Annotated in this window: 18 protein-coding genes, 2 tRNA genes, 1 rRNA gene and 1 pseudogene; 5 read left to right on the top strand and 17 right to left on the bottom strand. The window is 44.9% G+C overall.

The annotated features are described in order from the left end of the window. The 7 genes and pseudogenes from AB5170_RS20305 to AB5170_RS20275 form a co-directional block, all read right to left on the bottom strand. A 16S ribosomal RNA gene (locus AB5170_RS20305) occupies positions 1–292 on the bottom strand; the annotation flags it as partial. A 239-nt stretch (positions 293–531) separates the two neighbouring features. After that, a tRNA-Ser gene (locus AB5170_RS20300) sits at positions 532–621 on the bottom strand. A gap of 132 nt (positions 622–753) precedes the next feature. Then, positions 754–839: transfer RNA gene (locus tag AB5170_RS20295), tRNA-Ser, on the bottom strand. Between the two features lie 142 nt (positions 840–981). Then, positions 982–1677: a 2-C-methyl-D-erythritol 4-phosphate cytidylyltransferase gene (ispD, locus tag AB5170_RS20290; RefSeq protein WP_148463465.1), complete on the bottom strand. Its 696-nt coding sequence runs from the start codon at positions 1675–1677 to the stop codon at positions 982–984. Continuing rightward, positions 1677–2696 (bottom strand): tRNA (adenosine(37)-N6)-threonylcarbamoyltransferase complex transferase subunit TsaD, encoded by a 1020-nt coding sequence (tsaD, locus tag AB5170_RS20285; RefSeq protein ID WP_148463466.1) that lies wholly within the window; start codon positions 2694–2696, stop codon positions 1677–1679. Before tsaD ends, ispD begins: the two co-directional genes overlap by 1 nt. Positions 2697–2699: 3 nt before the next feature. Then, a complete protein-coding gene (locus tag AB5170_RS20280) occupies positions 2700–3611 on the bottom strand; it encodes a ribonuclease Z (protein WP_148463467.1) in 912 nt (303 codons plus the stop codon). Between the two features lie 3 nt (positions 3612–3614). Beyond that, positions 3615–3797, bottom strand: a pseudogene (locus AB5170_RS20275) (DUF6783 domain-containing protein); the annotation flags it as partial. On the opposite strand from AB5170_RS20275, the gene AB5170_RS20270 reads away from it, so the two are divergent. Continuing rightward, complete coding sequence (locus AB5170_RS20270) at positions 3735–3878, top strand: DUF6783 domain-containing protein (RefSeq protein ID WP_306797114.1); 144 nt, start codon at positions 3735–3737, stop codon at positions 3876–3878. The pseudogene AB5170_RS20275 and the gene AB5170_RS20270 sit on opposite strands and share 63 nt — an antisense overlap. Positions 3879–4039: 161 nt before the next feature. Further along, entirely contained in the window at positions 4040–6628 is a 2589-nt protein-coding gene (locus AB5170_RS20265) for a YfhO family protein (protein ID WP_368361686.1), read from the top strand. Here the strand turns inward: AB5170_RS20265 and rimI are convergent. Genes rimI through tsaE form a run of 3 tightly spaced genes read right to left on the bottom strand, consistent with a single transcriptional unit; the run spans position 6539 to position 8299 of the window. After that, positions 6539–7060 carry a ribosomal protein S18-alanine N-acetyltransferase gene (gene rimI / locus AB5170_RS20260; protein ID WP_368361687.1) on the bottom strand — a complete coding sequence of 174 codons (522 nt, stop codon included), beginning with the start codon at positions 7058–7060 and terminating at the stop codon, positions 6539–6541. The two genes, AB5170_RS20265 and rimI, sit on opposite strands and share 90 nt — an antisense overlap. 22 nt (positions 7061–7082) lie before the next feature. Beyond that, positions 7083–7811, bottom strand: a complete 729-nt coding sequence (gene tsaB, locus AB5170_RS20255) for a tRNA (adenosine(37)-N6)-threonylcarbamoyltransferase complex dimerization subunit type 1 TsaB (RefSeq protein WP_195380227.1) — start codon at positions 7809–7811, stop codon at positions 7083–7085. A gap of 56 nt (positions 7812–7867) precedes the next feature. Then, positions 7868–8299 carry a tRNA (adenosine(37)-N6)-threonylcarbamoyltransferase complex ATPase subunit type 1 TsaE gene (gene tsaE, locus AB5170_RS20250; RefSeq protein WP_173772218.1) on the bottom strand — a complete coding sequence of 144 codons (432 nt, stop codon included), beginning with the start codon at positions 8297–8299 and terminating at the stop codon, positions 7868–7870. 97 nt (positions 8300–8396) lie between these two features. Here tsaE and AB5170_RS20245 point away from each other — a divergent pair, with 97 nt between their 5' ends. Continuing rightward, positions 8397–8915 (top strand): peptidylprolyl isomerase, encoded by a 519-nt coding sequence (locus AB5170_RS20245; protein WP_173717322.1) that lies wholly within the window; start codon positions 8397–8399, stop codon positions 8913–8915. 117 nt (positions 8916–9032) lie between these two features. Here the strand turns inward: AB5170_RS20245 and AB5170_RS20240 are convergent, their stop codons facing one another. Further along, a complete protein-coding gene (locus AB5170_RS20240) occupies positions 9033–9689 on the bottom strand; it encodes a YigZ family protein (RefSeq protein ID WP_195380229.1) in 657 nt (218 codons plus the stop codon). Between the two features lie 244 nt (positions 9690–9933). Here AB5170_RS20240 and AB5170_RS20235 point away from each other — a divergent pair, with 244 nt between their 5' ends. Continuing rightward, positions 9934–12531: a transglycosylase domain-containing protein gene (locus AB5170_RS20235; RefSeq protein WP_195380230.1), complete on the top strand. Its 2598-nt coding sequence runs from the start codon at positions 9934–9936 to the stop codon at positions 12529–12531. 314 nt (positions 12532–12845) lie between these two features. Here AB5170_RS20235 and AB5170_RS20230 read toward each other — a convergent pair whose 3' ends face one another. The 4 genes from AB5170_RS20230 to ftsH all read right to left on the bottom strand — a co-directional run bounded on the left by AB5170_RS20230 (position 12846) and on the right by ftsH (position 19086). Beyond that, complete coding sequence (locus AB5170_RS20230; protein ID WP_148463473.1) at positions 12846–13787, bottom strand: ROK family glucokinase; 942 nt, start codon at positions 13785–13787, stop codon at positions 12846–12848. A gap of 132 nt (positions 13788–13919) precedes the next feature. Beyond that, a complete protein-coding gene (hprK, locus tag AB5170_RS20225) occupies positions 13920–14852 on the bottom strand; it encodes an HPr(Ser) kinase/phosphatase (protein WP_118583906.1) in 933 nt (310 codons plus the stop codon). Between the two features lie 259 nt (positions 14853–15111). Beyond that, positions 15112–16977, bottom strand: a complete 1866-nt coding sequence (uvrC, locus tag AB5170_RS20220; protein ID WP_148463474.1) for an excinuclease ABC subunit UvrC — start codon at positions 16975–16977, stop codon at positions 15112–15114. Positions 16978–17043: 66 nt separating this feature from the next. After that, positions 17044–19086 carry an ATP-dependent zinc metalloprotease FtsH gene (ftsH, locus tag AB5170_RS20215; protein WP_118583910.1) on the bottom strand — a complete coding sequence of 681 codons (2043 nt, stop codon included), beginning with the start codon at positions 19084–19086 and terminating at the stop codon, positions 17044–17046. A 415-nt stretch (positions 19087–19501) separates the two neighbouring features. Between ftsH and AB5170_RS20210 the strand changes: the two genes are divergently transcribed. Then, positions 19502–20986, top strand: coding sequence for a DUF1846 domain-containing protein (locus tag AB5170_RS20210; RefSeq protein ID WP_173736085.1), 1485 nt, complete (start codon positions 19502–19504; stop codon positions 20984–20986). 94 nt (positions 20987–21080) lie between these two features. Here AB5170_RS20210 and AB5170_RS20205 read toward each other — a convergent pair whose 3' ends face one another. Continuing rightward, the gene (locus AB5170_RS20205; protein WP_173736084.1) at positions 21081–22637 is read right to left on the bottom strand and encodes a hypothetical protein; all 1557 of its coding nucleotides are present in this window, start codon (positions 22635–22637) and stop codon (positions 21081–21083) included. Positions 22638–22707: 70 nt separating this feature from the next. Next, a complete protein-coding gene (gene aroE, locus AB5170_RS20200) occupies positions 22708–23556 on the bottom strand; it encodes a shikimate dehydrogenase (protein WP_173736083.1) in 849 nt (282 codons plus the stop codon). Positions 23557–23875 lie beyond the last annotated feature (319 nt).

The raw sequence follows: 23875 nt of genomic DNA, 5'->3' as shown, positions 1-23875 counted from the left end.
TCGCCTTGGTAGGCCGCTGCCCTGCCAACTAGCTAATCCAACGCGGGTCCATCTTATACCACCGGAGTTTTTCACACCGAACCATGCGGTTCTGTGCGCTTATGCGGTATTAGCAGTCATTTCTGGCTGTTATCCCCCAGTATAAGGCAGGTTACCCACGCGTTACTCACCCGTCCGCCACTAGAAACAAATTAAATCTGCCGAAGCTTCAATAAAATGTTTCCCGTTCGACTTGCATGTGTTAAGCACGCCGCCAGCGTTCATCCTGAGCCAGGATCAAACTCTCTGATAAAATGTTTGATTCACTCAAGACAACCAACTAGCTTAGTTATCTCTCGTCATTACTGTTATAAAAAGTTCATTCTTTTGAATGATGATTCGTTAAGAATTTTCGAGAATCGTATGTGTTTCACTGTTTAGTTATCAAGGTTGTTTCGCTGTTGCTTTCAAAACAGCTTGTTTATATTATCACATGTTCAAGTGTTTGTCAACAACTTTTTTTTGAATTTCTTTTAATCAAGAAATTCAAAACGGAGAAGGAGGGATTTGAACCCTCGCGCCGCTATTAACGACCTACTCCCTTTCCAGGGGAGCCCCTTCGGCCAGCTTGGGTACTTCTCCAAATTGCCCTACTTACTAAGTAAGTTCTTCATTAAATTGTTTTTGCTCTCTTGCGACAGCTTGTTTAGTATAACTGATGTTCCTTTATTTGTCAAGCACTTTTTAAATTTATTTTTTAAAGTGTTTAACAAGCGGAGAGAGTGGGATTCGAACCCACGCGCCCTTGCGGACAAACGGTTTTCAAGACCGCCTCGTTATGACCACTTCGATATCTCTCCATATATAATAATCAAACCAAAAACGCTTTGCACATCAGGAGTTGTCCTTCACTCAAGAGGTTGTCTCTGTCAGTGCAAAACGTATTCTATCATTAAAACCTTTTTGTGTCAACAAGATTTTTTATTTTTTTCAAAAATTCATTCAATATCTCAAAAAAGCCTCTGCAATCGCCAGATCTTCTGGTGTAGTGATCTTGATATTCTGGTAGGATCCCTCCACAAGAAGGATCTTGGTTCCAGTCTCCTGCTCCACTACCATTGCATCATCTGTTACCCCTGTCATGTCCTTTTTGCGTATGCTTTCATAAGCTCCGCGAATCAGATCATAAGAAAATATCTGAGGAGTCTGAATATTCCATACAATTTTACGATCTGGAGTCTCTTTAACATAGCCTGACGAGTCTGCCAGTTTCACAGTGTCCTTGGAGGGCATGCCCATTACACAGGCATTGTTTCGCTTCACAGCCTCATATCCTCTTTGAACCATCTCTTCTGTAATAAACGGTCTTGCACCGTCGTGAATGTACACGTAATCTGTATCCTGACAGCATAATAATCCTGCATATACAGAATCATAACGCTCTTTTCCTCCTGCAGTCACCTTGCGCACCTTGGAAAAACCATATTTCTTTACAATTTCCTGCTCACAGTAAGAAATCATCTCTTCCCCCGTCACCAGAATAATATCCCGGATCAGCGGACTCTCCTGAAAACAATGCAGAGAATAATACAGAACCGGCTTCCCTCCTATTTCCAGAAACTGCTTCTGTATTTTGCTATGCATTCTTTTGCCCTGGCCCGCTGCCAGAACGATTGCCGTACATCTGCCCTGCTCCATTATCTCTCTCCCAGTTTCAGGTTAGGAACTGCATTTAAGTCCCATCCATGGCGTGTTCCTTTGATATATTCGTAATAAGCTGCCACACCGATCATCGCCGCATTGTCTGTACAAAAAATAGGTGACGGACGATAGAACTTATAGCCCCTCTTTTCACAAGCCTTAGTCATGGCTTCTCTCAAAGCTCCGTTGGACGCAACCCCGCCTGCAATAGCAATCTTATCCATGTGATAATCTTTGGCAGCAAGCATTGTGTGCTCCACAAGTACGTCTACCACGGACTTCTGGAAAGAAGCCGCAAGGTCAGCACGATTGATCTCTTCGCCCTTCATCTGGGCATTGTTAATATAGTTCAATACAGCAGATTTCACGCCACTGAAACTAAAATCATAAGGACAATCTCCTAATTTTCCTTTCGGGAAAACAATGGCGTCCGGATTTCCCTCTCTTGCCAATTTATCTACCTTTGGTCCACCTGGATAACCTAATCCGATTGCACGGGCAACTTTATCAAAAGCTTCTCCCGCTGCATCATCTCTGGTGCGTCCCAGGATTTCAAATTCTCCATAGTCTTTTACGATTACAAGATGTGTGTGTCCGCCGGACACGATCAGACAAAGAAACGGCGGTTCCAGGTCCGGGTGTTCAATATAGTTGGCAGAAACATGTCCTTCTATATGATGCACTCCAACAAGAGGGAGCTTCTTCGCATATGCAATGGCCTTTGCCTCAGCTACGCCCACAAGAAGAGCCCCTACCAGTCCAGGACCGTAAGTAACGCCAATTGCATCCAGATCATCCAGAGTCACATTTGCCTCGGAAAGTGCCTCTTCGATCACCTGATTAATCTTCTCAATATGTTTACGTGAAGCGATTTCCGGCACAACACCTCCATACAGAGTGTGAAGCGCAATCTGGGAAGAAATCACATTTGATAATATAGTCCTGCCGTTTTTTACTACAGAAGCCGCAGTTTCATCACAGGAACTTTCTATTGCAAGAATGAATGTATCTTTCATTTTTTAATCCTCTTCGAAATTCATTTCCATTGTTTTTCCGTCTTTGCCTGGATAAGCTTTTGGGAAAATATCCCGCACCATGTCCATATATTCATCTGGACGGATCAGAGACGGACTGTAATGAGTCAGCCACATTTCTCCTACATCAGCCTGCTTGGCCAGAGTAGCAGCTTCACGGAACGTCATGTGCTTATAGCCTTTTGCCTTCTCCAGCTTGTCATCCTCGCCGTACATCCCTTCGCAGATAAAAAGGTCTGAGCCAGACGCATTTTTCATAATTGACTCGGTGGGTCTGGTATCTGTAGTGTAAGTAACCTTCAGTCCCTTTCGAGCAGGTCCCAGAACCATATCCGGAGTATATGTCACATCATCGGCTTCAATAGTCTGGCCTTTCTGCAGAGGATTCCAGTATTTCAGCGGGATTCCCTGCTCACGGGCACGCTCCGGGGAAAATTTCCCCTGACGGAGTATCTCCAGTGAATATCCATAACAGAGTACATTGTGGTTTACCTTAAAAGCCGTGATCCGATAACCATTGATCTCAAATACCTGTTCAGGTCCGTTAATCTCGATAAATTTCAGTTCAAAGGGAAGCTCCGGTGCGATCACACGAAGTGCGTTTACTACCCGCTCAAGACCTTTCGGACCAATCAAGGTAAGCGGTTCGGTGCGCTCTGCATTCCCCATTGTAAGAAGAAGGCCAGGAAGTCCGCTGATGTGATCTCCGTGATAATGGGTAAAACAGATCACGTCAACAGGCTTAAAGCTCCATCCTTTTTCCTTAATTGCCACCTGAGTTCCTTCGCCGCAGTCAATAAGAAGACTGTGGCCGTTATACCGGGTCATCAGAGCAGTAAGCCATCTTCTTGGAAGTGGCATCATACCTCCGGTTCCCAGCAGACAAACATCTAACATATATTAAAATATCCTCTTTTCTTTATTCTCCAAAACGTGTTTTCCAAATGCCTTCCGAAGCAATCTTATAACAACATTTTTCAAACATGCTCCAGAGCAGGCTTGAAAAATGCTTTCTGCAAGATGTGCGTCACAATTTGTGGAAGATTTTGCCCGGATGAGGGCGCCGTAGTGGGCTACGGCAACCGAATTCGGGTGAAATCTACCGCAAAGTGGGGCGTGCAGATTGCGGAAATGATTTTTCAAACATGCTCTAGGAAAGTTTAACACAAGCAGTTTCCTAAAACAAGAGTCAGGTCTTCCCAATATGGAAAATCATTCAGAAATAATTAAAATGAAGCCGCTTGACAAACAGCTTACAATGTGTTTTTATAATTTGAACTTAACATTTGTTGCTGTTTTAAGCTCAGCAACAGAAAGGAATTATTATGATTTTCTGCAGCAAGCCTCAAAAATTCACCTGGCGAAACGCTATTACTCTGCTGCTTCTTCTGACAGCTGGCAGCATTCTCATCTTGCTTCTGATACCTTCCGGTTCCTGGTTTGGCTCCGAGACAGACTGGTATTCCCAGCATGTAACCATTGCTGATTATATGAGAAAAAATTTTTATGCAACAGGAAGCCTGTTTCCGGACTTCACCGGACTTGGAGGCGGAACCAATTTCTTTTCCCTCTCCTACTACGGATTTATGCGCCCGGATGTACTGATTTCCTATCTTTTTCCTCATGTGGAAATGGAATGGTTTATTCAGGGATATGCAATATTTGAAATCCTGCTTGGAGGCGGACTTCTTTATTACTGGCTGCACAGGAAGGGTTTTTCGGATTTTACCAGCTTTGCATGCGGCTTTTTTTATCTTAGCGCAAACTGCTTTTTCCAGGCGCACAGACAGATCATGTTTGTGAATTATCTGCCATTTCTTTTACTGGCTTTCCTCTGCCTGGACCGGATTTTTGAGCACCAGGAACAGGACGTGTACCACATCCGTCCCCATATCGGACTGATCCTTTCCCTGTTTTTCTGCATTTTGCATAGCTTTTACTTTTTCCCATCCTGCTTTCTGGCATGCATCCTTTATATCAGCCATCTGCTGCCGGAGCATCTGAAAAATGTACCCGCCAGAATGCAGAAAAAACAAAAATGCAAAATATGGTGGAACTATATTGTGGACGTGTCTTTTGCCGTATCCATGAATCTCTTTCTCCTGCTTCCCACCGGTCTTTCCATCCTTGGAAATAAAAAGGATACCGGTGATTCCACTTCCCTGTTAAAAATCCTGGGAGTGAACCCCACACTGGACAGCATCCTATACAGTCCTTACGGCTGCGGACTCACTCTTTTTTGTCTGTATGCACTGTTTCTGTGCATACGGGAAAAGAAAACCCGAAAGCTGGCAATTGCTGTTTTTGTACTGCTGTTTTTTGACATTTTTTACTGGATTTTAAACGCCACTTTATATGTAAGGCCCAAATGCCTGATCCCATTTCTGCCTTTGATTCTTTACCTGGCTGCACAGGCTCTTGAAGGCCTCAGGCAGAAAAAAATACGCCACAGTCTGCCACTGGCTTTGCTTTGTGCAATTCCGGTTATCGTACAGCTTATTTTCCTTCTACATAATCAGCAGGTCCGGCACCTGGTCACAGCTGATCTTGTGCTGCTTCTTGTCTGTGCTTCCCTTGGCGCTTTTCTGGAAGAAAAAGAGATCACGATACCATTCAGCTGCTGGTGGATAAATCTTGGAGGACTTGTACTTTTGCTTGCGATTCCTTCTATGCTTTATCTGACAAAAGGGCAGGAAGAGCATTACGCCACCGTTGCCGACGAGTCCAGAGACTATTTTTCCAGAGAGGATCTGGAGGCGTGCTGCGAAAATCCGCAGGCACGGTTCGATGTGATCGAACACCCATCCAACAATTCAAACTACGTGATCACCGGGGATCAGAATAAAAGTACCTTGTATTCTTCTATTTCTAACAGCACTTACAATACATTGGTGTACGATATCCTGCAAATGCCCATCAGCATCCGCAACCGTGTTGCCATGACAGCTGATGTAAATCCTTTTCAGGAATATCTGATGGGCGTCCGATATATTCAGACAAAAGCAGATAAAGTTCCCGCGGGCTATAAGACCCTTCTGGAAAAAGACGGGCATATACTAGCAGAAAACAGCAATGTGCTGCCTATCGCTTATGGAAGTACGGCTCTGATGACAGAAAGTGAATATGATAAGCTTTCTTATCCACAGACACTGGATACCATTACTAATCGCACAATAGTGCCGGATTCTCCTGTCAATTCAGAGAATGCCAGTGATCTTTCTGTCGCTTTTTTGCCATACGCTTCTCAAATGAAGGAATATTCCCTGCCTGCCGATTTTCTTAATCACAAGACTTCAAAAAAAGATGAAACCGTCCGCCGGGAACTGCCGGAAACACTGCCGGCATCCACTATTCTGCTGCTCTCTTTTGACGTAAAATACAATGGGGAAAAGGATATGTCCATTACCATAAATGGCATCCGAAACCGGCTTTCCGGCTCTGAGGCTCCTTATCCCAACAATAATGATACCTTTTATTATATGATTTCTTCTAATGAGGATATGGATGCTCTGGACATTATGTTTTCCAGAGGAGAATATAAGCTCACAAATATAAAAGCCTACACCCTTCCATTAAGCCTGCTTTCCCATCCGGGGCTGGTAACTTTTCAGGAAAAAGGAATTTCCGGGAAAGAGATTCTAAACGGTAGTATTGATATGCCGAAAGATGGATATTTCGTAACCTCCTATACGTTCTCCAAAGGATACATTGTTTGTGTGGATGGGAAAGAAGCTGCACCGGTACAGGTTAACAAGGCGTTTCTTGGTTTTCCGTTACAAAAAGGGGCGCATGAAATCCAGATTGAATTCCATGCGCCCGGTAAGTCACTTGGGGCTGCACTCAGCCTTGTGGCATTTGTGCTTTTGATTTTCTACAATACAGCGTATGGGCTCAGGCATAAAATCTTGCGATAGACCATGCCTGGTCATAAGCAGAGCATCTTCCACGGGATCCGTATAGTATTTCTTGCGGATCCCGTCTTTTGTAAATCCCATTCTTTCATAAAGACGGATGGCAGTCCCGTTGCCTGTACGAACCTCAAGATGGATCGTGGTAACTCCCTGCTGTTCGGCAAGCCGGATCAGACTGTCCATAAGGAAATGCCCAATCCCCTCTTTCTGCCTGTCCGGGCGCACTGCAACATTGGTAATGTCGCCTTCATCCAAAACCATGATCAGGCCACAGTAAGCCAGGATTTCTCCTTTCTCTTCCACTACAAGGAACATGGCATCCTTGCGGGTCAGATAAGTAAAAAATCCCTCTTTCGTCCATGGCGGGGAAAATAATTCGTTTTCAATCTTCATGACCTGATCCAGGTCATCTACCAGCATTTCACGAAGAATCATACTCTGACTTCTCCTTTTCTTCTCAGCTGTTTTTTTCAGAAGCTTTCTCTTCCTGCAGCTTCTGGGCGCGCTCACGCTCTGCCTGGGAAACTCTCAGGTATTCTGGAACATGCTCCATAGCAGTCACTATTTTGCCCTCTTTCACATAAATCCCGCCAAGGGCTGCCACTGCAGCTGCTCTTTGCTTATTCACATGGGCAGGTGCAAAAGAATATGGAACCTTCAGGTTCTCCTGGATCATTTTTCCAAAGACAGGCACGCCATCGCCAAGGAATACTACCTCTTCCCCTCTCGCATTCAATTTCTCAATCATCTCAGCCATTGGAACTGCCATCTGAGCTTCTACCGTTACCAGCTTATGCTCCTGAAAGCGGTAGATTCCTGTATAAACCTGACTTCTTCTTGCATCCATAATCGGACAGATCAATGCTCTGGAGTCATACAAATTATATGCCAGTGCATCCACAGTAGGAATTTCCACCAGTGGCTTTTTCAACGCAAGACCAAGTCCCTTGGCTGTAGCAGAACCGATACGAAGTCCTGTAAAAGAGCCTGGTCCGGCTGCCACTGCAATGGCATCAATGGTATCCAGATCCAGCTCTGTCATCTTCACCAGCTCGTCCAGCATAGGAAGAAGTGTCTGGGAATGTGTCTTTTTATAATTAACTGTATATTCCGCAATCAGGTTCTCGTCCTCCACTATTGCAACAGAAGCGACGATTCCTGAGCTGTCAAGGCCTAAAATCTTCATTTTTACTCCTTACTCTCCCCACTTTTGGAGATTTTCTAATTTTTCTGCCACTTAATCTATTCTGGTAATCCGGTTACTGTGATCTTACGATAATCGAACCCTTTTTCCAGATTTTTCTCAATGGTAATCTCAATGATCTGCTCTGGCAGGATTTCTTCGATCAGATTAGCCCACTCAATGAGGCAGATTCCATTTCCGTAGAAATAGTCATCATAGCCGATCTCTTCCATCTCCTCAATGTCCCCGATCCGGTACACATCAAAGTGGTAAAATGGCATACGGCCGCTTTCATATTCCTGAATAATGGTAAAAGTCGGACTGTTTACAGGCTCTGTGATCCCCAGTCCTTCTGCCACTCCCTGGGTAAAAACGGTCTTACCTACCCCAAGATCTCCTACCAGTGTGTATACCTGCCCGGGAAGAGCCTTTTCCCCGATCCATTTGCCGAAAGCGAAGGTCTCTTCGGGGCTGAATGTTTCTTTTATCATAACTTTACAACTCCTTTTTACTTGCAGAATTGCTCTTTGCATATTATAATAGAACGAATAACGAAATACAATACTTTTTGAAAAAGGAGATCAAACTATGGCAAATCCAGTTGTTACCATTACTATGGATAACGGAGATGTGATCAAAGCAGAGTTATATCCGGAGATTGCACCAAATACTGTAAATAACTTTATCAGCCTTGTTAAAAAGGGATTTTATGACGGACTTATTTTCCACCGTGTTATCAACGGCTTCATGATCCAGGGCGGCTGCCCGGACGGAACCGGAATGGGCGGTCCTGGATACAGCATCAAGGGTGAATTTGCTCAGAACGGTGTGAAGAATGAGTTAAAACATACCGAGGGCGTTCTTTCCATGGCAAGAGCCATGCATCCGGATTCAGCAGGAAGCCAGTTCTTCATCATGCACAAAAATGCTCCACACCTTGATGGTGCTTACGCTGCTTTTGGTAAAGTGACCGAGGGCATGGATGTGGTAAACCAGATTGCTGAGACCGACACTGACTACAGCGACAGACCACTTGACGAACAGAAGATCAAATCCATGACAGTTGACACCTTCGGCGTAGATTATCCAGAGCCAGAGAAGTGCTGATTATTTATGCTCTGCAGACAGACTGATCCAGAGCATGTTTAAAAAGCTTTCAAAAGAACTTTATCCCCTGCATCTGTGGAATGTTTATTTTCCAGATGCAGGGGTTTTTGTTCTCTTTTAATGGTCAAACACCTTTATTTTGCCTTCCACATCTGCGAAATAAAGCTCCTTCTCTTTGTCCATCTTTATACGTCCGCTGGTGGCTTCTGTGATCACCTTCTGGATTCTTCCAATCTGGTCATTTGGCACAAGAAGATGCATGATCACCTTGTCTGTGTACTCCGTGTCAAGGACCGGAAGCTGATTCTCTGCTGCAATATACTGCAGCTTGCCGATAGCCGTGTAATCTGCAGTCAGTGCCAATGAAATCCCATGGTGCTTCTCTATCACCGTACTCTCCCCCAGGCCAGCCTGCACTGCTCCGGAATAGGCTCGCACAAGTCCGCCGGTACCAAGGAGCACACCGCCAAAATATCTAGTCACAACTACCGCCACATTATAAATATCTTCCCCCAAGATCACATCCAGCATAGGCCGTCCTGCAGTTCCTGACGGCTCCCCGTCATCACTGCACCTAGTAAACTCCCGATGTTCTCCAATAGAATAAGCATAGCAATTATGTCTGGCATCCCAGTATTTCTTCTTCATTTCCTCTATGAAAGCAAGAGCGTCCTCCTCTTTTTCCACCAGGCGCACCGTCGCAATAAACCGGGATTTCTTCTCCGTAATCTCCCCCTCGCCTCCTGCATAGATGGTCTTATAATTTTCCCGCATACGGAAACCTCCAAAAACTCATAATAAAATAAAGATAACAGCTTGTTCTTCCTCATTTGCTATAGTGTAACATGAATTGGCTTTTCTTTCCAGTCTTGTAAAAGGATGCTGTTCACCTTACTATTCACTGATACCGTTCCGCGAGGTGTTTTTTGTGAACAAAGTTCACAGAAATATTCGATTTTAGGGTTTATTTACGAACCTGGATTTGATATAATAGAACGGATTATAAAGGAGGTTTATCATGAACTACGGAAAAAAATCGGCCTCTAAGAAACGGAATTCTCTTATTTCCCGCTCGTCCATGATGGGAAAAAGGGCACATGTTTCGTTTATCAGAGTCCTTTTCATCGGCCTGATCGCCCTGTGCGTTGCAGTATCCAGTCTTGGAATTGGTTCCATTCGTGGAATACTTGCAAATACGCCGGACGTAAATGAAGTGGATATCATGCCTCTTGGTTATGCCACTTTCCTCTATGACTGCAATGGTAATCAGATTCGTAAGCTGGCAGCACCTAATGCCAACCGACTTCCGGTTTCCATTGACCAGATTCCGGAGGATCTGCAGCATGCAGTAGTGGCTATCGAGGATGAGCGTTTTTATGAGCATAATGGAATTGATGTAAGAGGTATTCTTCGTGCTGGTGTGAAAGCACTTACTACCGGAAGCTTTTCCGAGGGTGCAAGTACCATTACCCAGCAGCTTCTGAAGAACAACGTTTTCACCAACTGGACCAACGAGTCTACACAGGTAGAGCGATTTACACGTAAGCTTCAGGAGCAGTTCCTTGCCGTTGAGATTGAGAAAAAGATCGGCGACAAGAACGTGATCCTTGAGAATTACCTGAATACCATCAACCTTGGTGCAGGTGCATACGGTGTACAGGCTGCTGCCCGTCAGTACTTTAATAAAGATGTGTGGGATCTGAATCTTTCCGAGTGCGCAACTCTGGCAGGTATCACCCAGGCTCCTACCAAATACAACCCAATCGAGAATCCCAAGGAAAATGCAAAGAGACGTAAAGAAGTTCTTGACCATATGCTGGATCAGGGTTACATCACTCAGGAGCAGTATGACAATGCTATTAATGATGATGTCTACACCCGCATTCAGGAGGCACAGGCTTCTAATACACAGTCTTCCAGCAAGACATACTCCTACTTTGAGGACGAGCTTACCAAGCAGGTTATCAATGATCTGATGAATATCAAAGGATACACCAAGACACAGGCACAGAACCTTCTGTATAGCGGTGGCCTGAAGATCATGACTACCCAGGATCCGGACATTCAGAACATTGTGGATGAGGAATATTCCGATCCATCCAACTATCCGGATTACGTACAGTACGCACTTGATTATGCCCTTACCGTGAAACAGCCGGATGGACAGGAAGTAAACTACAGCAAGGAAATGATGAAGCTTTACTTCCAGAATGAGGATCCGTCTTTTGATCTTTTGTTTGATTCCCAGGACGAGGGACAGACTTATGTAGACCGTTATAAAGCGAATATTCTTGCAGACGGAAGCACGGTTGTTGCAGAACGTGTAAGCTTTGCCCCCCAGCCTCAGTCAGCAATGACAATCATCGACCAGCATACCGGATATGTGAAGGCGATCATTGGCGGACGTGGAACCAAGACTGCCAGCCTTACCCTGAACCGTGCTACAGACAGTACCCGTCAGCCAGGTTCTACATTTAAGATCGTATCCACCTATGCTGCGGCCCTTAATGAGAAGGGAATGACACTGGCTACCACTTACGAAGACCAGCCAATCACCTACGACAACGGCGCACCGGTCAATAATGCAAGCGGCAGCTTTAATGGCACCACTACGATCCGTACAGCGATCCGTAATTCTGTCAATACCGTTGCAGTTCAGTGTTTTGAGGATGTAACCCCTGAGCTTGGCCTGAAATATCTGGACAACTTTGGATTTACCACACTGGCACATGGTACCGAAGCGGATACCGATGCCAATGGCAATGTTTATACAGATGCCAACCTGCCTACAGCACTTGGCGGTCTGACCTACGGTGTTAAGAACGTAGAGCTTTGTGCCGCATACGCAGCCATTGCGAACGGCGGTAATTATATCAAACCGGTTTACTACACCAAGATTCTTGATCACAACGGAAACGTACTGATTGAGAACAACTCTGTAGGACGCTCCGTCATTAAGGAAACAACTGCTTATCTTCTTACAAGCGCCCTTGAGGATGTAGTTCAGAATGGTACCGGTACAGCCTGCCAGCTTGATAATATGGCAGTTGCAGGTAAGACAGGTACTACAGATGCATACAATGACCTCTGGTTCGTAGGATATACACCATATTACACATGTGCAGTATGGTCCGGCTACGACGGCAACCAGAAGATACCGGAAGGTGACGCACGTAATTTCCACAAAACATTATGGCGTAAGGTCATGAACCGGATCCATCAGGGAATGGAATACAAAGATTTCGAAGTTCCGGATGGTATTGAACAGATCAGTATCTGTGCTGATACAGGACTTCTTCCGAGAGTTGGCTGCCCGGTTACAGAGGAGTACTTTGATGTAGGAACCATGCCTACAGAGTACTGTGACCAGCATTTCTACGAATATGACGAAAGTCAGGATGAAGATATGGAAATCAGCGATGAAAATGCCACTCCGACTCCAGATCCGGAAAATCCGGACGGCACAGACAATGCAGATGGCAGTGGCGGTGACGGCACTGGCGGCGATGGTACTGGCGGTGACGGTACTGGTGGTGACGGTACCGATGGCGGTGATATCCAGTATCCAGATGAAAGCGGCGGAGATTCTGGTAATGATGATATTTATTATTACTAAAAAGCTTTCAGCTGACAGTCAGTTATAAACAATTAAAACTGCAGTTTTCGTTTCCAGAAAGCTGCAGTTTTTTTTCTGCCAAAATAATAGCTGTTCAATGCCTGAATCGCGAAGAGTGTAGCTGTTTCGCGCCCTCACAGCTACACCCTTCGCAATCCAGGAAAAATCATGCTTTGCATGGTTTCGCACCCAGATTTCGGGAGCGGTGAACTATACAAAGAAACGCCTTGCACAGAGTCTGCTGGATTCAGCAATCTTCTGCACAAGGCGTTTCCTGATTTTATGTATTATGAAATTCTCTGGATGATCGGAAATCAGTCTTTGATCACCATACGAGCTGCGCCATAGATACCGGCATCATTTCCAAGGCTTGCAAGAATGATCGGAGTACTCTTACAGGATGGGAATGCATATTTCTGATAATACTTCTGGATACAGTCTGTAAGAGGTTTACCTGCTTTGGATACACCGCCGCCAATTACAATTGCCTCCGGGTCTGTTACACATGCAAACACGGCAAGTGTGCTTCCCAGAATATCGCCAACCTTCTCCATAGTCTTAACAGCCAGAGCGTCACCCTCCTTGTAGAAGTCAAGAACATTCTTAGCAGAAAGCTTCTCTACATGACGCATCTTGCTGTCCTCCTTGCTCTCCTCCAGAATGTCATTTGCCACACGTACAATTCCGGTTGCAGATGCATACTGCTCCAGACATCCGTGATTACCGCAGTTACAGGGGCGAACTTCATTGTGATTGACACATGCATGTCCAATCTCTCCACCGGCACCGTGATAACCTGCGATGATCTTGCTGTCGATGATGATGCCGCCGCCAACACCGGTTCCAAGTGTTACCAGGATTACGTTCTTGGCCCCCTCTGCAGCACCCTTCCATGCCTCACCGAGAGCTGCGATATTGGCATCATTGGCTGCCTTTGCCGGAAGACCTGTAAGTGCGCTTAATTCGCTTGCTACGGCCTTAAAGCCCCAGTGCAGGTTAACTGCCATAGGAACTTCACCATTCTCATTAACAGGTCCTGGAATACCGATTCCAACACCGTCTACATTATCCTTTGTGATTCCTCTCTCATCCAGCTTCGTCTTGATTGCATCTGCAACATCCGGCAGGATTGAAGAACCGTTATTCTCCAGTCTTGTTGGAATCTCCCACTGCTCAACCAAAGTTCCATTCGTAAGAAACAGACCGCATTTTACAGAAGTTCCTCCTACGTCAATACCAAAACAATACATACCCATTGTAAATTTCCATCCTTTCTGATCTATGAATTACTATTCTATGCATTACTGTTCTATGCATTACCGTTCTATGCATTACTGTGCCTTAAAGCCTATTAAAAAAGTATTCCCGCAATCTGCACACTCTGATTTTTATTCTTCTCTTTTTTTGGCAATGTTCGCCTGAACACGCTTGTACAGCTCCTCAGCTGCATTGTAGCCCATCTTCTTCTGTCTGTGGTTAACGGCTGCAGACTCAACGATAACAGCCAGATTACGTCCTGGACGAATCGGAAGGGAATGGCATACGATCTTGTTTCCAAGATACTCCGTATACTCCTCATGAAGTCCCAGACGGTCGTACTCCTTGTCGCGGTCCCACTCTTCCAGCTTGATAACAAGATCGACAGACTGGGTATCCTTAACACTCTCAACACCAAACAGGGTCTTCACATCAATAATACCAATACCACGAAGCTCAATAAAGTGACGTGTGATATCCGGTGCGGAACCAACTAAAGTAACATCGCTCACCTTGCGAAGCTCAACAACGTCATCACTGACAAGACGGTGACCACGCTTGATCAGCTCAAGGGCTGCCTCGCTCTTACCAATACCGCTCTCGCCTGTGATCAGGACACCCTCGCCATAAACATCCACAAGCACACCGTGAATGGAAATACAGGGAGCCAGCTGGACGCCAAGCCAACGGATGATCTCTGCCATCAGACTGGACGTAGTTCTCTCTGTCACAAATGTAGGTACATTATATTTGTATGCAAGATCGATCATATCCTGTGACGGTCTTGTCATAGTGCTGAAGATGACACATGGGATCTTGCTGGAGATAAAACGCTCGTACTTGAATGTGCGCTCCTCATCGCTTAACTGCATCAGATAAGTATACTCTACATATCCGATGATCTGAACACGCTCGTTTGCAAAATGCTCCAGATATCCTGTAAGCTGCAAAGCCGGACGATTTATTTCTGCTGTCTTCACATAAATCTCTGTAAGGTCAATATCAGGCGTCAGGTTGGTCAGATTCAGTTCCTGCGCCAGCTTGGTAAGCTGTACACCCTTCATGCTTTTATCTCCTTTTTCTCTAATGAAGTCCTTCCCGCATAAGCAGTTCCCTGCAGTTACAAGATTCCTCATAATAGGTGAAAACTGTTATGCAGTCTGTGCAGGTTTCTTTGCACTGCACATAGAAATTATATACATTGCCAAAAATCCACACTTATCTGTATTATACACAATTTTTTCTGTAACTTCAATGTCGAATCTTGTTAAAACTGTTACTGTTCGCTCTATTCACAGTAACACGCTTCGCGATGCACAGAAATCATGCATTCGTATGATTTGGCGCTCTATGAAAAAACTGATAGACAGCCTCCGCGCTCTGTACATTCATAGACTCTGTCTGACTTAATTCTTCCACAGAAGCATCCCGGATATTCTCAACAGACCGGAATCTTCTCATAAGAGCCTTTCGCCTGGTCTCACCAATTCCCGGAATATCATCCAGAACGGAATGTACCTGTTCTTTGCTTCTAAGGGAGCGGTGATACTCAATGGCAAAACGGTGAGCCTCATCCTGGATCCTGGTTACCAGATGGAAACCCTCACCAGAAGTATCAATGGGAATTTCAACATTATTGAAATACACCCCTCTGGTTCGGTGGTTGTCATCCTTTACCATACCACATACCGGAATATCAATTCCAAGCTCTCCAAGAACCTTCCGTGCAATGTTTACCTGGCCACGTCCGCCATCCATAAGGATCAGATCCGGAAGAATGGAAAAGCTGTCGTATTCGCCCTTGGATTCATGGGTAAAACGCCTTGTAAGCACCTCTTCCATGCTGGCGTAATCGTTAGGTCCCTGCACCCATTTGATCTTGAATTTTCGATAATCGCTTCGCTTCGGCTTGCCCTTTTCGTAAACCACCATGGAACCAACGGACTCAAACCCACTGATATTGGATATATCGTAGGCCTCCATACGCACAATATCCTTAAGCCCCAGCCAGTCCTCAATCTCCTTCACCGCGCCGATCGTACGTCCTTCTTCACGCTTGATCCGTTCTCTGTCTTTGGAAAGGACCATCCAGGCGTTTTCCTTGGCAAGCTCCACCAGCTTCTCCTTTGTTCCCTTTTTCGGTACACGGATGTGAACACGCTGTTTACGCCTTGCCGTCAGCCAGTCTTCAATGATTTCCCCATCCTCTATCTCTGTCTGCATCATGATTTCCGCCGGAATAAAAGGCGTTCCTGCATAAAACTGCTTCAGAAAGCTTGACAAAACCTGTGCTTTGGTATCGCCTCTTGCCACACGGAGAAAAAAGTGATCTCTGCCGATCAGCCTGCCGCCACGCATAAAAAACACCTGCACAACTGCATCCTGCTCCCGGAGATCTTCACTTTCATCCATGGCAACTGCAATAATATCCCTGTCCTCTTCCCCATAGGTAGTAATCTTCTGTCGTTCTCCGATCCGCCTGATACTGTTGATTAAATCACGATATCCTGCAGCATCCTCAAAACGCATCTCCTCTGAAGCAGCCATCATTTTCTCCGTCAGCTGATCAATGGTCTCCTTGTAATTTCCATTGAGGAAATGAAGTACCTGTCCAATGTTCTGCTTATACGCTTCCTCACTTACATTTCCCTGGCAGGGGGCCGTGCACTGCTTCATATGATAATACAGACATGGACGGTCTTTGCCGCAGTCACGGGGCAGATTACGGTTGCAGGAGCGCACCATATAAATCTTGCGGACCAGCTCGATCACGTCTTTCACAGCTGTGGAGCTGGTATAGGGTCCGAAATATTTCGCCTTGTCCTTTTTCATGGTGCGGGAAAAAAGGACTCTGGGATAGGGCTCGTTTACCGTCACTTTAATGAATGGATATGTCTTATCATCCTTCAACATGGTGTTGTATTTCGGACGGTGCTCCTTGATCAGGTTGCACTCCAGTACCAGCGCCTCCAATTCAGAATCGGTGACAATATATTCAAATCTGGTAATGTGAGTGACCATCTGCTCAATCTTTGCGCCTTTATTGCGGCTGCTCTGAAAATACTGGCGGACACGGTTCTTCAGACTGACTGCCTTTCCCACATAAATGATCTCATCTTTTTCCCCATGCATAATGTAGACACCAGGCTTACCAGGCAGCTTTTTTAATTCTTCTTCAATCAGGAACATAAAAACTCTCCTTTGTTGAAAAGAACCGGGAAAACATGTCTCCCGGTTCTGATGTTTTATCCTATATTATCTGTATTGTTCAATTACAGGAACGGCAATAGCAGATTCCGCTGTCTCTGTGTCCGCATTTGCCTCATCCGTTTTATCCTCTGCTTTCACAGCCTCATCCAGCGCCTTCAGCCCTTCTGCATCCAACACATCTGAAACTTCCATTCCCTTCTCCACTGCGCGGAAAATGATCATAAATTCCTTACCGGTAATGGTCTCCTTGCGGATCAGATAAGCAGCGATCTTGTCCAAAGCCTTTCTGTGGCTGCTGATCAGGCGCTTCGCCTCCTCATAAGAAACACGAAGCAGCTCCATAACCTCATGGTCGACTTCTGTAGCTGTATTGTCACCGCAATTAAGCACTGCACGACCATTCAGATACTGATTTTCCTGAGTTGCAAGACCCATCAGACCAAACTTCTTGGACATACCATACTGGGTGATCATAGCACGGGCGACCTTGGTGGCCTGCTCAATATCATTGGAAGCACCAGTTGTCACGCTGTCAAAAACGATCTCTTCAGCAGCACGTCCGCCAAGATATCCGACCAGCATAGCTTCCAGTTCTTTCTGGGTATTCAGATATTTCTCTTCTTCCGGAACCTGCATAACGTAACCAAGTGCGCCCATAGTACGAGGCACAATGGTGATCTTCTGTACCGGCTCGGAGTCCTTCTGAAGGGCACTTACCAGTGCATGTCCTACCTCATGATAGGATACGATACGGCGCTCCTGGGCACTTAAAATACGGTCTTTCTTCTCTTTTCCAACAAGAACCACCTCAACAGACTCCAGAAGATCCTTCTGGGAAACTGCGTGACGGCCATTCTTAACAGCCAGGATGGCGGCCTCATTGACCATATTTGCAAGATCAGAACCAACGGCACCGGACGTGGCAAGGGCAATTGCCTCGAAATCAACGGTATCGTCAAGCCTTACATTCTTCGCATGAACCTTCAGGATATCAATACGTCCTTTCAGATCCGGACGGTCAACGATAACACGGCGGTCAAAACGTCCCGGACGAAGAAGTGCCGGATCCAGTACCTCCGGACGGTTGGTAGCTGCCAGGATCAGAAGTCCCTTGGAAGTATCAAAACCATCCATCTCAGCAAGCAGCTGGTTCAAAGTCTGCTCACGCTCGTCATTACCTCCGCCGTAATGGGAATCACGGCTCTTTCCAATGGCATCAATCTCATCAATAAATACGATACACGGCGCATTCTTCTTGGCTTCCTCAAAAAGATCACGGACACGGGAAGCACCTACACCAACGAACATCTCCACAAATTCTGATCCGGAAAGGGAAAAGAACGGTACATGTGCCTCCCCTGCAACAGCCTTGGCAAGAAGGGTTTTACCTGTACCCGGAGGTCCTACAAGCAGGGCGCCCTTCGGCAGTTTAGCACCAATTTCCACGTATTTGCCTGGATTGTGAAGAAATTCCACAACCTCCTGCAAGGATTCCTTGGCCTCATCCTGTCCGGCAACATCCTTAAATGTGATTCCGGTCTCTTTCTGTACATACGCCTTGGCGCGGCTTTTCCCAACGCCCATCATACCACCGCCGCCTTTGTTCATGCGGCGCATAAAGAACATAAGAAGCACAAACAGAAGCACAGACGGTAAAAGTACGCTAAGCATCATTGCCATAAATTCTCCGAAAGCATCCGGCGGCTCAGATTTAAAAATAATACCGGTTCCTTCCAGACGTTTGGTAAGGGCAGTCTCATCTTCTGTCAGATTGGTGTAATAACTGATTTCCTGATAAGGATTCACCTGCTTCTTCGGCACGATAGTCAGGTTATCAGACTGAAGTGTAACGGATTTCACTTCATCATTATTCACCATATCAATAAACTTATCATACGTAATCTCACTGGAATTATCCTGCAGCATATTGGTAAACAGGCTGAAACACACCAGAGTAACCAAAAGACATATCAGAAAAGCCAGAATGGACTGATGATTTTTCTTATTGCGGTTGGGATCCTGATCTCTTCTTGGATCCCCTTTATCAGGGCGGCGTCCGCCTTGATTGTTATCCAGATTATTATCCATTTCATTCCTCCTTACTATCTTTTCTATTATAAAGATAAAACGCAGATAAATCAACCTGGATATTGTGAAAACCCTCTGAATTTTTGAGAAAAAAAGGTCAAAAAAATTCACATCAGAAAAAAAATAGATACTTTTTTTACGGCGTAAACTGTAGTATACTAGAGCGTGTTTGAAAAAAGCTTTCTGCAGGATGTGCGTACAATTTGCAGGAATGATTTTTCTAATACAGTCCAGGAACATATTTTTTAAGGTAGGTGCAGAACGCATCTGCTGTATCCTTTTTACCTGTAACTTTACAGTAAGAAACAACATAATGGATGAGGAACTAAAAGATTACTATGTGCCGCAAATATTCCGCAAGGTGTTTTGTGAACATAGTAAAGAACAGCCCAGAGAAAGAGGGAGGAAAGACAGAATGAAAAAAATTGGGTTCGATAATGACAAATATCTGAAAATGCAGTCCGAGCACATTCGTGAACGAATCAGCAAATTTGACAACAAACTTTATCTGGAATTTGGAGGCAAGTTATTTGATGACTACCACGCTTCCCGTGTTCTTCCAGGATTTGAGCCGGACAGCAAGCTGCGCATGCTGATGCAGCTTTCCGACCAGGCAGAGATCGTAATCGTAATCGGTGCACCTGATATTGAAAAGAATAAGGTCCGCGGTGACCTTGGCATCACATATGATGAGGACGTGCTCCGTCTGATGAACGAATTTACAAGCAGAGGACTTTATGTAGGAAGCGTCTGCATCACACGTTACTCCGGACAGAACAGTGCTGATGCGTTCAAGAAGCGTCTGGAGAAGCTTGGAATCAAGGTTTATGTCCTTTATAATATCCCAGGTTATCCAAGCAATACTTCCCTGATCGTAAGTGACGAGGGATACGGCAAGAATGACTATATCGAAACCACCCGCCCGCTGGTTGTTATCACAGCGCCTGGACCTGGAAGCGGAAAAATGGCTACCTGTCTTTCCCAGCTTTATCATGAATACAAGAGAGGAATCAGCGCAGGCTATGCCAAGTTCGAGACTTTCCCAATCTGGAATATCCCGCTGAAGCACCCGGTAAACCTGGCTTATGAGGCAGCTACCGCTGATCTGAATGATGTCAACATGATCGACCCATTCCATCTGGAAGCTTATGGTAAGACCACTGTCAACTATAACCGTGACGTAGAGATTTTCCCTGTTGTACAGGCTATGTTTGAGAAAATCATGGGTGAGTGCCCATACAAATCTCCTACAGATATGGGCGTTAATATGGCAGGAAACTGTATTGTGGATGATGAGGTTTGCCAGGAGGCTTCCCGTCAGGAGATCATCCGCAGATATTATAAAAGTATGGATGCGCTTATGTCCGGTACTGGCACAGAGGAGGAGGTTTACAAGATCGAGCTTCTTCTGAAGCAGGCACATGCCACACTGGAGGACCGCAAGGTTGTTCCTGCTGCCCTGGAAAGAGAGAAAGAAACTGGTGCTCCGGCTGCTGCCATGGAGCTGGAGGACGGAAGGATCATCACAGGTAAGACCTCTGATCTGCTTGGTGCTTCCTCCGCCCTTCTTCTGAATGTGTTGAAGGAGCTTGCCGGAATTGATCACCAGAAGCATGTGATCTCCCCGGATGCTATTCACCCTATTCAGGAGCTGAAGACAGATTATCTTGGAAGTAAGAATCCTCGTCTTCATATGGATGAGACCATGATTGCCCTTTCCATCAGTGCTGCTACGAATCCAGAAGCACGTCTTGCCCTGGAGCAGTTTCCGAAGCTGAAAGGCTGCCAGGCACATACTTCTGTTATGCTGTCTTCTGTGGATGTCCTCTCCTTCCGTAAACTGGGCGTGGAGCTGACCTGTGAGCCGAAATTTGAGCAGGGGAAGAAACTGCAGGGATAAGCAGGCATAGATTTTGTTTTGTTGCTACGTAATTAAAAGCTCTGACAAATGATATTAAAAAAATTATCATTTGTCAGAGCTTTTCTTTTGTATCTCATTCCCCACCCATCTTCTTCGCAATCTCTTCAGGAACTTCGATCAGTCCAAATTTCCAGAACAATGGGTAAATATAAGAAATCCCTCTAATATCCCCTAATGCCTTGGGACGTTTCACAATGCCGGATATCTGCCGGCAATTTTGGAATGCCATTTTTATGCTGCTCCAGGACAAGGTTTTGCTGTTTTCCCGGCGGTCGATGAGAAGCTCTTTGTTGTAGGTTCCGTCTTTGCCGATTTTCAGCTTGTACTGGTATGGGAGTCCAGAGGATGTGCGAAATGGGTAGTTTTGGAAGGCTGCAATTGCTGACCAAAGAGTCTCTTCCACACAGTTCTGTCTAAGAGTAGCAAGAACTTTCTGCTGCTCATCTGTCAATTCCAGCTTGTCATATGCCTTTATTTTTCTACCTGTAAATCCGGCTCCGGCTTTGTCCTCATCATTTTGTTCCTTTACTTTATCCCAATTGCCGTTTTCTTTCTCCAGCATTACTTTCAACAACCTTATAATTCCTTTGATTTCCTGCACAATCTGAACACTCAATACATGAAAATCTATTTTCTTTTCCCTGGAACTGTATTTTTCTTCCAGAAGCTTTGCCTTTTCCTCATCATGATCCTTGTATCTGGCTTTCCCGGACATGTAAGCATAAGAGTTGGCAGTTCCCGGATATTCAATATTTTCCTGCAGATAGAAGGGAGATGGATTCTCTTCCAGATCATGCTCCAGGCAATTCAGTTTCTCTATAAACTTTCCGGTAACTTCCGGGTAATGCTCTTTTATATACACAAGATTCTTATGCAGACAAACGGCACTTTTTTCCATCATCTGCCGTTCTTTTGGGTTCTTCAGACAGTCATATTCATAATCCTGAACTTCATGTCCTTCCATGGAACGGATCAACTCACTGTACCAGTACATATGCTGCGCAGAATTGTCCGGAAACATAAAGTAAGTGGAGAATTCATGGTCGATCATCGGCGCCAGCCTCAGAATTTCTCCTTTTTTATTACAAACGAATGCAATATTCTCATAGTGATAATTCTGATCGCCTTTCAGCACAGAAACCAGGATCTGCATGGCAAACTGCTCTGCCAGGTCTTTATAATTCTGGAAATAGGAAGCCTCCAGAATATCCGCATAGTCATAAAACATCATACAGTAATTCTCATACTGGTCTATATCTACCTTTTTATCCGGATACTTCCGAAAGAATTCCAGAAGATTCAAAAGCTGCTCATCTTCATTGTAAATCCTTGGAACCACAGTCCCATAATCATAGTATTTCTGTGTCTCTTCTTCATAACCATGGCAAAACGCCAGCTGATATAAAGGTGCCGATACAAAATATTCATTTATCACATTCGACCAGAACACTTCCGCATAAGCGAACAAAGGCGTAGAAAATGGCTTGGATTTACTCAATGGCTTAAAAATCTGATTTCCACTGTAAACCGGAAAATGTTTCTCTCCCTTTACTACGCCGACTGCTTCCGCGGTCAGATTGCCTATTCTGTCTGCATAATTGAAGTGGACAGTTTCATAATTTATTTTCAAAGGTCTCACATCCTTTTTGTTTAAAAAAATTCAATCTGACAACTTTCTTTTCAGAAAAAGCCTGCCTTCCTTACTCAAACTCCTTCTTCAGCGCATCCTCCATCACATCTACCGGCGCTTCCACGCCTGTCCAGAGGGTGAAATTCAGTGCGGCCTGCTGTACCAGCATTCCAAGACCGGTGATGGTTTTTGCACCATTTTCTGCTGCAGTCTTTAGAAAAATTGTTTCCGCAGGATTAAATATGACATCGCATACACACATTTCCGGTGTGATGCTAGTATAATCAATGTCTGGCTTGTCTGTCACATTTGGAGAAAAACCTATTGAAGTGGCATTGATTAAAATATCTGTATCAGATGGAATTGCCATATTGTTTTTCCAGTTAAGATACTTTGCACTGCTGTCTGTTTTCATCTGAATAAGAGATGCCAGTTCCTCACCTTTTTCAATGCTACGGTTGATAATATTGATATAAGCAGCCCCATTTAATGCACATTCAACAGCTATCGCCCTGGCTGCTCCGCCAGCGCCAAGAATAGTCACATTTTTCTTATCCAGAGTCTCACCAGAATTCTTCAACGCGGTTACAAACCCTTTTCCATCCGTATTCTCACCGAATAGTTTTCCCTCTTTCTGGATAACCGTATTCACTGCTCCGATAATCTCTGCTGCCGGACTCAGTTCATCCAGATAAGGGAGAACCTTGATCTTGTGGGGCATGGTAAGATTGATTCCCTTCATATCAAAAATTTTCACACTGTCCATTGCCTTTCCAAGATCCTCTGGAAGCACTTTAATGGTCAGATAACGGTAATTCAAATTCTTCGCTGCAAATGCAGCCTCCTCAACTACACCAGTAGGATTATCATCCACTGGATCACCAAAAACGCCTGTTAATTCTGCACGATAGTTTTTCATATTTGAATGCCCCTTTCTCTTTTTTCAAAATCATCCTTAAAATCGAATCCAAAGTCACTTTCACAATGCATCCAAATAAATACCGCTCACTCCCATAGCCCTGTATTTCTCCCATTGTCCCCGGTAATTCACAGTATGGGTATATACTTTGATCTTGTATTTCTTAAAATATTTCACTACTTTGGAAGTTACCCGTCCTTTTGGAATTGTTACTACGTTGCCGGATAATGGGATCCTTGGTATACCAATGGCTCTGGGTGTGTGCCGGCTAGGCGGGAATTATGAGAACGGCTATTAATAAAACAATTGTGTATAAAAG

It is taken from the genome of Ruminococcus sp. RTP21484sp1_RTP21281st1_A8_RTP21281_210402, assembly GCF_040914025.1.
Taxonomy (GTDB): domain Bacteria; phylum Bacillota; class Clostridia; order Lachnospirales; family Lachnospiraceae; genus Blautia_A; species Blautia_A faecis.
Note: the sequence above shows the minus strand (reverse complement) of the source record. Positions and strands in the feature narration are given on the sequence as shown.

Coding starts and splice junctions, on each gene's coding strand:
- ispD (WP_148463465.1), bottom strand. CDS start 1,677: ATGGAGCAGGGCAGATGTACGGCAATCGTTCTGGCAGCGGGCCAGGGC.
- tsaD (WP_148463466.1), bottom strand. CDS start 2,696: ATGAAAGATACATTCATTCTTGCAATAGAAAGTTCCTGTGATGAAACT.
- AB5170_RS20280 (WP_148463467.1), bottom strand. CDS start 3,611: ATGTTAGATGTTTGTCTGCTGGGAACCGGAGGTATGATGCCACTTCCA.
- AB5170_RS20270 (WP_306797114.1), top strand. CDS start 3,735: ATGTGCGTCACAATTTGTGGAAGATTTTGCCCGGATGAGGGCGCCGTA.
- AB5170_RS20265 (WP_368361686.1), top strand. CDS start 4,040: ATGATTTTCTGCAGCAAGCCTCAAAAATTCACCTGGCGAAACGCTATT.
- rimI (WP_368361687.1), bottom strand. CDS start 7,060: ATGATTCTTCGTGAAATGCTGGTAGATGACCTGGATCAGGTCATGAAG.
- tsaB (WP_195380227.1), bottom strand. CDS start 7,811: ATGAAGATTTTAGGCCTTGACAGCTCAGGAATCGTCGCTTCTGTTGCA.
- tsaE (WP_173772218.1), bottom strand. CDS start 8,299: ATGATAAAAGAAACATTCAGCCCCGAAGAGACCTTCGCTTTCGGCAAA.
- AB5170_RS20245 (WP_173717322.1), top strand. CDS start 8,397: ATGGCAAATCCAGTTGTTACCATTACTATGGATAACGGAGATGTGATC.
- AB5170_RS20240 (WP_195380229.1), bottom strand. CDS start 9,689: ATGCGGGAAAATTATAAGACCATCTATGCAGGAGGCGAGGGGGAGATT.
- AB5170_RS20235 (WP_195380230.1), top strand. CDS start 9,934: ATGAACTACGGAAAAAAATCGGCCTCTAAGAAACGGAATTCTCTTATT.
- AB5170_RS20230 (WP_148463473.1), bottom strand. CDS start 13,787: ATGGGTATGTATTGTTTTGGTATTGACGTAGGAGGAACTTCTGTAAAA.
- hprK (WP_118583906.1), bottom strand. CDS start 14,852: ATGAAGGGTGTACAGCTTACCAAGCTGGCGCAGGAACTGAATCTGACC.
- uvrC (WP_148463474.1), bottom strand. CDS start 16,977: ATGTTCCTGATTGAAGAAGAATTAAAAAAGCTGCCTGGTAAGCCTGGT.
- ftsH (WP_118583910.1), bottom strand. CDS start 19,086: ATGGATAATAATCTGGATAACAATCAAGGCGGACGCCGCCCTGATAAA.
- AB5170_RS20210 (WP_173736085.1), top strand. CDS start 19,502: ATGAAAAAAATTGGGTTCGATAATGACAAATATCTGAAAATGCAGTCC.
- aroE (WP_173736083.1), bottom strand. CDS start 23,556: ATGAAAAACTATCGTGCAGAATTAACAGGCGTTTTTGGTGATCCAGTG.